This window comes from Streptomyces capparidis (genome assembly GCF_054782095.1).
Map to the genome: position 1 here is coordinate 18,206 of NZ_BAAGTD010000073.1, position 11,109 is coordinate 29,314.

Below are 11,109 nucleotides of genomic sequence, written 5' to 3' on the forward strand. Positions count from 1 at the left end.
CCTCACTCCTCGAAGCGCAGGTACACCGTCCGCCGGTAGGTGCCCCGGGCCGGGTTGGGCCGCCCCTCGGGGCCCAGCGCCTCCGGCGGGTCGAACTTGGTGCCGATCGGGGGGATCGCGTCCAGGAAGGAGATGTCGCCGGGCGGGAACGGCGGGGCGGTGTGCCGGGGGTCGGGCCCGTACCGCGGGGTGAGCACGCGCAGGAACAGGCCGTCCTCCCCCGCCACCATCGTCACCGTGCCCGCCGTCGTGTGCAGCCGGGCCCAGCGCACGTCGGCGTGGTGGCCCTTGAACTCCGGGTACTGCCAGCCGTCCGCGCCCGTCGCCGTGTCGTTGTGGCGCTTGCTCCACACGTCGAAGCCCAGGCCCCGCATACGGTTGCGCCACACCCCGTACGGGCCGCGGCCGAGCCAGGTCAGGCCGGTGACGGCGGACTCGGGGTGGTCGAAGGTGACGCCGAAGAAGGGGTGCTCGCCGGTCAGGTCGTACCGGTAGTCCAGGCGCAGCCAGCCGCTGGGGTGCAGCAGCCACCGCACCCGGCTCAGGCCGCCGGTCAGCTCCGCCGTCACCGCGTAGCCGTCGCCCTCCGGGCCGTGGGTGAGCCGGGTGAGGGTCGCGTCCCCGGGGTGGGCGGGGCGGGGGCCGCCGGCCAGGGCGGTGCCGGTGGCGCCGGCCAGCATGCCGGTGGCGGGATCGAGGGTGACCCGGGTGCCGCCGGCCGTGAGGACCAGGGCGCCGTCGCGGGAGGCCGCCCGCACGGCGGGGCCGGGGCCGGTGCGCACCATGCGCCGGGCGTGGTCCGCGGCCGTGGTGATCGGCCACGTCCACGTCATCAGCTCGCGCCCGGAGGGGTCGGCGGCGGTGAGGGCGAGGGTGTCCGCGCCGCGCCACCCCGGCGGCAGGTCGAGCCGCAGCTCCCCCTCGGCGCCGGGGGCGATGCCGGGCGCGGCGGCGGTGCCCCGGGCGCGGACGGTACGGCCGGGCCGCTCGGTGTGGACGAGCAGGCGCCAGGTGAAGCGGCAGCGCCGGGTGTCGGTGAAGCCGTGGTGGTTGGCGAGCCGTATCCGCCCGTCGAAGTCCGCGGGCAGCCCGGCGGCGTACCGCTCCGCGTCCAGGGCCTCCACCGGTGACCAGATCTCCCGGATGGTGTGGAAGCTGGCCTCCTGCTCCCGGTACGGGCCCAGGATGCCGTCCGGCGCAGAGTTCCCCGCCACGTCGATCGCCCCGCCGCGGTCGTCGCGCACCACGCCCTCGTCGATCAGCGCCCACAGGAACCCGCCGGCCGACAGCCGCTCCCGGCCCATCAGCTTCCAGTAGTCGTTCAGTCCGGCGCCCGCGCCGCCGTCGTACAGGCCGTGCAGGAACTCGGTGGGCATGAAGACGTCCGCGCCCTCGCGGAGGATGCGGCGGGTGCTGTCGTAGTTCTCGTAGTGGTCGGTGTTGATCCCGCCGAAGGTGGCCCAGGGGTGCAGCACCGGGCGCCGCTGCGGGTCGTGGAGCGCGTAGTCGTCGTCCAGGGCGGTGTTCCAGCCGCCCTCGTTGCCGTTGGCCCAGAACAGCACGCAGGGGTGGTTGACGTCGCGGGCGACCATCTCGGCGACCAGCGGCGCCCCCGCGGCCTCGCTGTAGGAGCCCTGCCAGCCGGCGAGCTCGTCGATGACGTACAGGCCGGCCTCGTCGCACAGGTCGAGGAAGTGGGTGTCCGGCGGGTAGTGGGACATCCGGACGGCGTTCATGTTCATCCGCTTCATCAGCGCGATGTCCAGGCGGCTGACCCGGGGTCCGGTGGCGCGCCCGGAGTCGGGCCAGAAGGAGTGCCGGCAGGCGCCCTTGAAGACCGTCCTGACGCCGTTGACGTAGACGCCGTCGCCGGGCCGGACCTCGACCGTGCGGAAACCGAACGTCTCGCGGACCCGGTGCAGTTCGCGGCTCCCGGCGCGCAGGCTGACCTCCACCTGGTGCAGGTGGGGGGTCTCGGCGGTCCACAGGGCGGGGCGGTCGAACTCGGCGGTGAGGGCGGCGGCGGTGGCGCCGGGCGCGATCCGGGTGGTGAACGGCGCGCCGAGCGGGCGGCCGTCGCGCCGCAGGACGCGGGCGACGAGGCGGTCGGCGGTGGCCGCGCCGTCCAGGGCGACCCGCAGGGCGAGGCGGCCGTCGGCGCGGGCGTCCACGGCCAGGTGGTCGATCCGCTCCGCGGGCACGGCCTCCAGGTGGACGGGGCGGTAGATGCCGCCGAAGATCCAGTAGTCGGCCTCGCGCTCGGCGCGGTTGACCGAGGGGTCGGCCGAGTCCTTGCTGACGGTGACCTCGAGGAGGTTGGGCGCGCCGAGGTCGAGGAGGTCGGTGACGTCGTACCGGAAGCGGTAGAAGCCCCCCTGGTGGACGGGGCCGGCCGGGCGGCCGTTCACCCACGCCCTGGTGTCCGTCATCGAGCCCTCGAAGACGAGCAGGACGCGCCTGCCCCGCCAGGACGCCGGCGGGGTGAAGGTGTGGCGGTAGCGGCCCTTCTCCTCCGGGGTCGGGTTCCAGCCGTAGGTGTAGGTGCCGTAGCCGTGGAACTCCCAGTTGGAGGGGGTGGGGATGGTGCCCCACTCCCCGGCGCGGCGGCCGTGCGTCACCAGGAAGTCCCAGTCGACGGGGTGGTCGGCGTCCTGGCCGGTGAGGTAGAGGCGCTGGGTGAGGGCGTCGTGCCGCGGGGCGGCCGCGCTCGCGGCGGGCGCGTTCCCCACGGCGGCGGCTCCGGCCGCTGAGAGCACGAGAAAGCCGCGGCGGTGCAGGCGCATGGACGGGCTCCTTGGGAAGTCGGCTGGGACCCGCGGGGCGTCGAAGCGTTTCGACGGTAGGAGCGGGCGCGGCCGGGCACAAGAGGTCGGACGCGAATCAGGAGCCACGGGCGCAACGCCCGTCCGCGGGCCGGCGCGGGCGGGCTCGCGGGCGGGCCCACTCTTACGGGTGGTCGGTCACGTTCGGTGTCCCGGGGGTCGCGCGGCGGCGCTACTCTCCGGCGGAAGTGGGGCTTGGGACCCCGCAGGCGTCAAGAGGGAGGTCGAGCGATGGCCATGGACAACGAACTTGAGTGGATGTTCGACCCGAAGTCGTCCACGCTGGCGTTCTTCGGAGCCGAGCTCCGCCTGCGGCGGGAGGCGGCGGGTCTGACCCAGACGGCGCTGGCCAGGAAGGTGCTGTGCGCCCCGTCGCTGCTCAGCAAGATCGAGTCGGCGAAGCGGGTGCCGACGGACGACCTGGCGGCCAGGTGCGACGAGGCGCTGGGCACCGACGGGTACTTCTCGCGCCTGTGGCCCGTCGTCATCAGACACGCCTTCCCGGTGTGGTTCCGGCCCTGGGTGGACATGGAGCAGCAGGCCGCGAGGATCCAGGCGTTCGAGCTCACCCTCGTGCCCGGGCTGCTCCAGACCGAGGACTACGCGCGGGCCGTCCTGCGGTCGGGGCGCCCGGACAACCTGGAGGAGCGGGTGCTGTCCCGGATGCACCGGCAGCACATCTTCGCCGACGCGTACCGGCCGCGGTTCTGGGCGATCGTCGAGGAGGGCGCCCTGCGCCGGTGCGTCGGCGGGCCCGCGGTCATGCACGGGCAGTTGGCGCGGCTGCTCGAGGCCGGCGAGGATCCCCGCACGGTGATCCAGGTGCTGCCCTCCAGGGTGGGCTGCCACCCCGGGCTGCGGGGGGCGTTCTGGACCATGGGGTTCGAGGAGGGGCCGGACGTGCTGTACCTGGAGGGCTTCTCCCAGGGGCAGTTGCGCGGCGAACCGGAGGTCCTGGAGGAGTCGCACCGGGCCTACGAGCTGCTGCGCGCCGCCGCCCTGTCACCCGAGGCCTCGGCCGGCCTGATCGCCAGGATCATGAAGGACTTCGCCCGATGACCGACCTCGCCCGCGCGCGCTGGCGCAAGAGCAGCCACAGCGCGCAGGACAACAGCATGTGCGTCGAGGTCGCCGACGGCGTGTCCGGTCTGGTCCCGGTCCGCGACAGCAAGGACCCCGGCGGACCGGCCCTCCTGTTCTCCGCCGACGCGTGGGCCGCGTTCGTCGCGGAGGTCAAGCGCGGGGGGTTCCCGGCCCGCTGAGCCGCCCCGGGCGCCTTCCCCGGGCCCGGCCCGGTCAGGGTTTGCGTCCCACGCCCGCGTACACCGACACCTCGTCGTCGGGGACGGACCGGTCGGTGCCGGCGTCGGGGCGCCAGCGGTGGGCCACGGCGACGCCGGGTTCGACCAGGTCGAGGCCGGTGAAGAACCGTTCCACCTCGGCGCGGGAGCGGAGCTGGGTGTGCATGCCGGAGCGGTGGTAGACGCCGACGGCCCGCCGCATGCGCTCGCCGGCCAGGTCGCCGGTGGCGTGCGACAGGACGAGGAAGCTGCCGGACGGGAGGGCGTCGACCAACTGCCGCACGATGCCGTGCGCGTCGTCCTCGTCGGGCACGAAGTGCAGGATCGCGACCAGGGACAGGGCCACCGGCCGCGACAGGTCCAGAGTGTCCCTCAGCTCGGGTGCGTCCAGGATCGTGCCGGGGGCGCGCAGGTCGGCGTCGATGTAGGCGGTCCTGCCCTGCGGAGTGCTGGTGAACAGGGCGCGGGCGTGCACCAGGACCAGGGGGTCGTTGTCGACGTAGACCACCCGGGAGTCCGGCGCGGCCCGCTGGGCGATCTCGTGCACGTTGGGCGAGGTGGGCAGGCCGGTGCCGATGTCCAGGAACTGGCGGACGCCCGCGTCCGCGGCGAGGTGGCGGACGGCCCGCGCCAGGAAGCCGCGGTTCTCCCGCGCCATGGTGGGGGCGTACGGGATGACCTCCAGGGTCTGCCGCGCCACCTCGCGGTCCACGGCGAAGTGGTCCTTGCCGCCGAGGAAGCAGTCGTACACGCGGGCGGGGTGGGCGGTGTCGGTGCCCAGGTCGGTCGGGGTCCAGTCCGGTGCGGACACGGTGCTCCTTCGGGTGGGTGGGGGGACGGGACGGCGGTGCGTGGGGTTTCGCCGTCACGGGCGGGGTGCGGCGTTCGCGGGCGGGGCGCGGCTCAGTCGTCGCCGAGGGCGCCCTCGGCGACCCTGCGGGCCAGGGCGGCGCGGCCCGCCACGCCGAGCTTGCCGAAGATGCGGGACAGGTGGGTCTCCACGGTGCGGGGGCTGAGGAACAGGCGGGCGGCGATCTGCGGGGTGGTCAGGCCCTGGGCGACGAGTTCGGCGATCTCCCGCTCCCGGGCCGAGAGCCGGTCCTGCCCGCCGGTGCGGGGCAGTCGGGCGGACAGGCGGCGCTGCTCCAGGCCGACCCAGGTGGTCAGCCACGGGGAGCCGCAGGCGGTGAACAGGTCCTTGGCGAGGCCGAGCTGCTCGCGCGCGGCGGCCGGGTCGCCCGCGCGCATGAGGATCCCGGCGGCCAGGGTCCTGGTGAAGCCCTCGCCGACGGGGAGCTCGGCGGCGCGGAAGTGGTCCAGTGCGGTGAACGCGGCCTCGCGGGCCCGGGTCAGGTGCCCTTCGGCGAGGTGCAGGGCGGCCTCGGCGCGGGCGACGGAGCCGGCCTGGGCGCGGGGCGCGCCGTTCGCGGCGACGGCGGCGGCGCGCTCCCACCACTGCCAACCGCCGGCGACGTCGCCGCAGGCGGCCTCGGCCTGGGAGCGCAGCGCGTACACCGAGGGGGCGTGCGGGCCGAGCCCGACGGGGTCGGCGGTGAGCCGCCCGGCGAGCAGGTCGCGGCAGGCGCGGGGGTCGCCGAGGAAGAAGTGGACCTCGGCGAGGCTGTGGTCGGCGATGTTGCGCCACCACACCGAGCGCAGGCCCGGGCCGTCCTGGGCCTCGCCGGCCAGGGCGCTCATCAGCGGCACCGCGGCGCCGGGGCCCTCCTGCCACAGCAGGGGGCGGGACTTGACGGCGAGGACGAAGGTGCGCAGCTCGGCGCTGCCGAAGTGGCGGGCGATCTCCTCCCCGTCCTCGGCGTCGGCCAGGGCCTGCGGGGTCTGGCCGAGGCTGGCGTGGACCACGGAGCGCACCACGCACAACTGCGGCACCACGTGGCTGCGCCCGTAGCGGCGGGCGACGCGCAGGCCGCGCTCGACGTGGCGCAGCGCGTCGGTGTGCTCGTCCACCAGGAACTCGCCCCAGGCCAGGGGCGCCACCAGGCCGACGTCGTCGCGCAGTTGCACGTCGGTGAGGGCGTCGGCGCCGCGGCGGGCCTCCGCCAGCAGGGCGCGGCCGCGGTCGAAGCGGCACCGGTACAGCTCGGCGAGGGCGAGCAGGGTGGTGGCGACGACGGCGATGCCGGCGCGGGTGCCGGGTCCCGCGCGCCGGGCCAGGCGCAGCGCGGCGGTGGCCTGCTCGGCCCCGGAGTGCCACTCGCCGCGCAGCATGTCGGTGGCGGCGAGTTCCACCAGCAGGGCGGCGCGGGCCTGGGTGCTGTCGTCGGTGGTGCGGGCGAGTTCGCCGCTGAGCAGGGCGCGGGCCTCGGCGAGGCGGCCGAGGGCGCGTTCGGCGGAGGCCAGCCACTCCAGGGCGTGGTGGCGGTGCGGGGTGGGGCCGGTGACCAGCTCGTGCAGGATCGCCCTGGCCTCCTCCAGGCGGCCCGAGACGGTGAGGGCCTTGGCGAGCGCCATCCGCAGTTCGGCGCGGTGCTCCGCGCCGTGGTCCCCGGGGTGGTCGGCGCCGTGCGGGGCGGCGGGGCCCGGCAGGGCGTGCAGGGCGGCGCGCAGCCAGCGGACGGCGGTGGCGGGCGCGGTCTCCAGGGACTCGCGGGCCGCGGCGGCGAGCAGTTCCGCGCCCTCGGCGTCGCCCGGCCGCACCCCGTGCCGCATGTGCTCGGCGCGGTGGGACAGCGGGGCGCCCCTGCGGGCGAGTTCGCGGGCGGCGCGGCGGTGGGCGGCGGCGCGCCAGGCGGGTCCGGCCAGGCGGTAGGCGGCGGCGCGCACCAGGGGGTGGCGGAAGGTGAGGTCGCCGTCGGTGACGCGCAGCACGTCGCGGACGACGAGTTCGTCCAGGGCGGCGCGCACCTCGGCCTCGGGGAGTTCGGCGACGGCGGCGACCAGGGCGGCGTCCAGCGGGTCGTCGGCGACGGAGGCGGCCTGGGCGGTGGCGCGGGCGGCGGGAGGCAGGGAGTCCAGCTCGCGGGCGATGAGGGTGTCGAGTCCGGTGTCCTGGCCGTCCCTGGACAAGGTGTGCCCGGTGGCCTGGAGCCGGCCGACGGTGCGCTCGGGGAGCTGGTCGAGGATCTCCAGGTACAGGGGGTTGCCGCGGCTGATCTCGTACAGGCGGCGGCGGTAGGCGGGCGGCCTGCCGGGCAGCAGGGCGTCGGCGTCGTCCGGGGACAGGGGGCGCAGCGGCAGGCGGGTGACGGGCGCGGTGCACGTGGCCAGGGAGCGGGCCAGCGCGGCGGGCAGGCGGCCGCTGCGGGCGGCGAGGACGACGGCGACCGCGCGGGGCGGGTGGCGCACCAGGTAGTCGATCAGCTCGACGGAGGCGGTGTCGGCCCAGTGGACGTCGTCCAGCAGCAGCACCAGGCCGCGGTGGGCGGCGGCGCGCTCCAGGGCGGCGCGGACGCGGCGGTGGGTGCGGTGGCGCTCGGTGCCGAGGACGGGCGCGCCGTCGGGGGTGCCGTCGCCCGCGGCGGTGAGGGCGGCGCGCAGCCCTTCGGCGTGGGCGGCGAGCTCCGGGTGGGCGTCGGCGTCCGCCAGGGCGTCCAGCACCAGGGCCCACGGGACGCTGTGCTCGGGCTCGGTGGCGCGGCCGCACAGCACCGGGGCGGCCCCGGCCCGCTCGGCGAGGGCGGCGCAGGCGGACAGCAGGCGGGACTTGCCGATGCCGGGCTCGCCGGTGACCACGGCGAAGGCGGTGCCCCCGGCGGCGGTCAGGCGCCGCAGGGCGGTGAGTTCGGTGCGGCGGCCTGGCAGCTCCTCGGATGCGGCGCCCACGGGCTCCCCCTTTTGGGACGGGCGTGCGGTACGGCATGGGCCATGTGCGCGTGCGTCGCTCACTGATCGTGGTCGGTTTCGAACGAAGAGAATCACAGTCGGTCAATTCGTGCCAGAGCCGCCCCGTCCGCGGCGGGCGGCGGGGCGGTTGCGGCGCGGGAGGGGCGGCAGGGGCAGCGCCGCGGGGTACGGGAGTGGGGGATTCCGTGGTTTCCCGGATCCCGGCGGCGGCCCGGGGTGGGCACAGTGGTCACCGGTGCCGGACACGCCCAGGTCCGGCACCGCTCCTCCGCCCCGGCGACCCGGGAGGCCCGCCCGTGCAGACACCGCACCGCTGGATCCGCGCCCGCCACCGCCACGACCGGCGGCGACTGCTGGCGCGGGACGAGGGCGCGGTGCTGGCCAGCCTGGACGCGCACCGGCAACTGCGCGGCCCGTACACGGCGGGCGGGACACTGCTGCGGATGCTGGTACCGCCCGCGCTGCGGCAGTGGCCGGATCTGATCGCCGCCCACGCGGGGCACATCGCCGCCGCGGCGCCCGAACTGGCGGGTGTGGTGGGCGTCGCCGCGAGCCCGGGGGAAGCGGCCGGGGGCCGGACGGGGGGCGGCCCCCGGCTCGCGCCCGGGCTCACGGACTTCCTGCACGAGCTGGTGCGCCGCCTGGACGACGGGCCGCGGTGGCTGCTGGTCGACAATGTGCACGAGGCCGACCCCACCGACCGGGAGCTGCTCGCCGTGCTGCTGCGGCACGCCGACCCGGCGCTGCTGCGGCTGCGCCTGGCCACCGCGTCCGCGGAGTTCGCCGACCCGCCGGGCGCCCTGGCCGAGCCGCTCGCCCCGGCGCTGGCGAGCCGCGCCGACGCGGTGGACGGACGGCCCACCGCGCTGCCGCCGCTGCCGCCCGGCGACCCGGTGTGCTGGTATCTGGCGGACCACTGCACCGATGACGATCCCCGGCTCGTCGAGGCGTACGAGCGGCTGTCCCCGGACGCGCGCGCCGCCCGCCACGACGCGCGCGCCGCGGCGCTCGAGGCGATGGGCGAGCCCTCGCTGCTGCTCGGCGCCGTCCCCTTCCACCGGGAGCGCGGCGGCGACCCGGCGGGCGCGGGCGCGGACGCGCTGCACGGGGCGCTGCGGGTGTGCCTGGAGCGCGGGTTCCACCACGCCGCGGTCGAGTTCGCCGCGCGCGGCCGGGCGGCCGTCGCCGGGGACCGGGACCCGGCGCGCCGGGCCGCGTTCGCCGTGTCGGGGGCGCGGGCGCTGGCGGCGCTGGGGCGGCACGAGGAGGCCCTGGCCGCCGCGGAGGAGGCGGTCGCCGCCGAGCCGGGGCGGGCCGGGCACCATGTGGCGCGGGGCGATGTGCTGCGCGGGGCGGGGCGGCACGCCGAAGCCGTGCCCGCCTATGAGCGCGCGCTGCGGATCGCGCCCGCGCACGCCGGGGCGGTGTTCGGGCGCGGGGAGGCGCGGCTCGCCCTGGGTGACGAGACGGGGGCGCTGGAGGACTTCGACGATGCGGCGGCGCTCGACCCGGCGCGCGCGGAGGCCCACGCGCGGCGGGCGCGGCTGCGCTACGAGTCGGCGGACGTCAAGGGGGCCTGGCGGGCGGTCCGGGCGGGCCTCGAGGCGGCCCCGGGCGACCCGGGCCTGCTGTGCCTGCGCGGGAAGCTGCTGGCGCCGGGGTATCCGCGGGCGTCCTTCGCCCAGCTCACCGAACTGGTCACCCAGCACCCCGACTTCGCCCCCGGGTGGGCGGCACGCGGCCGGGTCGCCCGCCGCTTGGGCGAGGTCACCGCCGCCGTGGCCGACCTGGACCGGGCGCTGGCGCTCGCCGACGACCCGGAGGTGCGGTACGACCGCGCGATGGCCTGCCTTCGGGCGGGCCGCCGGGAGGAGGCGCTCGCCGACCTGCGCACGGCGCTCCGCACCAGCCGCGACCCCAGCACCCGACTGCGCATCGCGGCGTGCCTCCGCTCCCTCGGCCAGGGGGCCCTCCCGGCGGAAACACTCTGAGCACGCCGCCGTGAACCCGCCCCGGCCCCGGCGGCTCCGGCGGACGGACGGGAGGCCGAGAGGCCGAGGAGCCGGGGAGCCGAGAGGCCGGGAGGCCGGAAGGCCGGAAGGCTGGAAGGCCGGGAGACCGGAAGGCCGGGAGACCGGGAGACCGGGAGACCGGAAGGCCGGGAGACCGGGAGACCGGAAGGCCGGCGGGAGACCGAGGAGCCGGGAGCCGGAAGGCCGGGAAGCCGGAAGGTCAAGACCCCTTGAGACCGGTAGGTCAGAAGGCCAGTAGGCGAGAGGCCGGAAGGCCATCAGGCCATCAGGCCACGAGGCCAGGAGGCCAGGAGGCCAAGAAATCGGGAGACCCAGAAACCGGGAGACCGGTGGGCCAGAACGCCGGTAGGCCAGAAGGCCGAGAGGTCGGTAAGTCAGAAGGCTGAGATGGCCGGAAAGCCGCGAGGCGGGAGACCGCAGTTCCGCAGGTCTCCGCGCCGACGGGGAGTGGCCGGGGCGGCGGTCCGTCGAGACCCGGCACGCTGATCGGGGCCGCCCCGGCCGTCGCTCCCCCGCGCAGCTCGTCCAGCGCCCGGACAGCCGCCCCGAATGCGCCCCGCCGCGCCCCCACCGCGCCCTCGCCGCCCCCGCCGCCGGGCCGGAGAGGCGGGCCGCGGGGTGGTCGGCCTGAGGGCGCGCCACCGGGGGCGCCCGGGTCCACCGAGGCGGCCGGGGCAGGCGGCCGCGGTACCCGTCCGCATCCCGCCATCGGCGGCACCACACTCCGTGTGCCGGCGCCGCCCCCTCCGCGGCGCGTCCGTCAGCGCTCCAGCGTTTCCCTGCTGACCTGTGCGTTCACGGCCTGCATCACTTCTTGACCGGGTCTCTAGCGCACGTGCCGAAGCTGCCGACGGCTCGGTCGTCCGGGCAACCACCACCGGAACGAAGTCGATCCGGCCAGGCGGCCGGTGGCACGTGTGCGCGGCGGGCGGATCAACCGCCCGACCGCCCGATGCCCCGTGCCAATCACGACACATGGGCCTCAGGGAGGGTCGGGTACGTGACCAGCTCAGTCTCACAGGCCAAGCCTGTGCAGCGCCTCGACAGAGTGATCATCCGCTTCGCCGGTGACTCCGGTGATGGGATGCAGTTGACGGGTGACCGGTTCACCTCGGAGACGGCGTCGTTCGGCAATGACCTGTCGACGTT

The 11,109-nt window shown here is 76.5% G+C and carries 7 protein-coding genes; 4 read left to right on the forward strand and 3 right to left on the reverse strand.

All coding sequences use genetic code 11. From position 1 onward, the window contains the following. Window positions 1–2: 2 nt before the first annotated feature. Window positions 3–2,783 (reverse strand): glycoside hydrolase family 2 TIM barrel-domain containing protein, encoded by a 2,781-nt coding sequence (locus ACYVO2_RS34635; RefSeq protein ID WP_461012074.1) that lies wholly within the window; start codon window positions 2,781–2,783, stop codon window positions 3–5. 276 nt (window positions 2,784–3,059) lie between these two features. Here ACYVO2_RS34635 and ACYVO2_RS34640 point away from each other — a divergent pair, with 276 nt between their 5' ends. Then, window positions 3,060–3,881 (forward strand): helix-turn-helix domain-containing protein, encoded by an 822-nt coding sequence (locus ACYVO2_RS34640; protein ID WP_461012075.1) that lies wholly within the window; start codon window positions 3,060–3,062, stop codon window positions 3,879–3,881. Then, a complete protein-coding gene (locus ACYVO2_RS34645; protein ID WP_461012076.1) occupies window positions 3,878–4,084 on the forward strand; it encodes a DUF397 domain-containing protein in 207 nt (68 codons plus the stop codon). Before ACYVO2_RS34640 ends, ACYVO2_RS34645 begins: the two co-directional genes overlap by 4 nt. A 34-nt stretch (window positions 4,085–4,118) precedes the next feature. On the opposite strand, the gene ACYVO2_RS34650 is transcribed toward ACYVO2_RS34645, so the two are convergent. Both ACYVO2_RS34650 and ACYVO2_RS34655 read right to left on the reverse strand, forming a co-directional pair. Further along, a complete protein-coding gene (locus tag ACYVO2_RS34650; protein ID WP_461012077.1) occupies window positions 4,119–4,934 on the reverse strand; it encodes an SAM-dependent methyltransferase in 816 nt (271 codons plus the stop codon). Between the two features lie 92 nt (window positions 4,935–5,026). Next, window positions 5,027–7,906, reverse strand: a complete 2,880-nt coding sequence (locus ACYVO2_RS34655) for a helix-turn-helix transcriptional regulator (RefSeq protein ID WP_461012078.1) — start codon at window positions 7,904–7,906, stop codon at window positions 5,027–5,029. Between the two features lie 317 nt (window positions 7,907–8,223). Between ACYVO2_RS34655 and ACYVO2_RS34660 the strand changes: the two genes are divergently transcribed. Together ACYVO2_RS34660 and ACYVO2_RS34665 are read left to right on the forward strand one after the other, a co-directional pair. Further along, window positions 8,224–9,918: a tetratricopeptide repeat protein gene (locus tag ACYVO2_RS34660; protein ID WP_461012079.1), complete on the forward strand. Its 1,695-nt coding sequence runs from the start codon at window positions 8,224–8,226 to the stop codon at window positions 9,916–9,918. A gap of 994 nt (window positions 9,919–10,912) precedes the next feature. Continuing rightward, window positions 10,913–11,109, forward strand: a 197-nt coding sequence (locus ACYVO2_RS34665) for a hypothetical protein (RefSeq protein ID WP_461012080.1), incomplete at its 3' end; no start/stop codon positions are given.

Excerpts from the sequence above, each read along its gene's own strand:
- ACYVO2_RS34635 (WP_461012074.1), bottom strand. The coding sequence starts at position 2,783 with ATGCGCCTGCACCGCCGCGGCTTTCTCGTGCTCTCAGCGGCCGGAGCC.
- ACYVO2_RS34640 (WP_461012075.1), top strand. The coding sequence starts at position 3,060 with ATGGACAACGAACTTGAGTGGATGTTCGACCCGAAGTCGTCCACGCTG.
- ACYVO2_RS34645 (WP_461012076.1), top strand. The coding sequence starts at position 3,878 with ATGACCGACCTCGCCCGCGCGCGCTGGCGCAAGAGCAGCCACAGCGCG.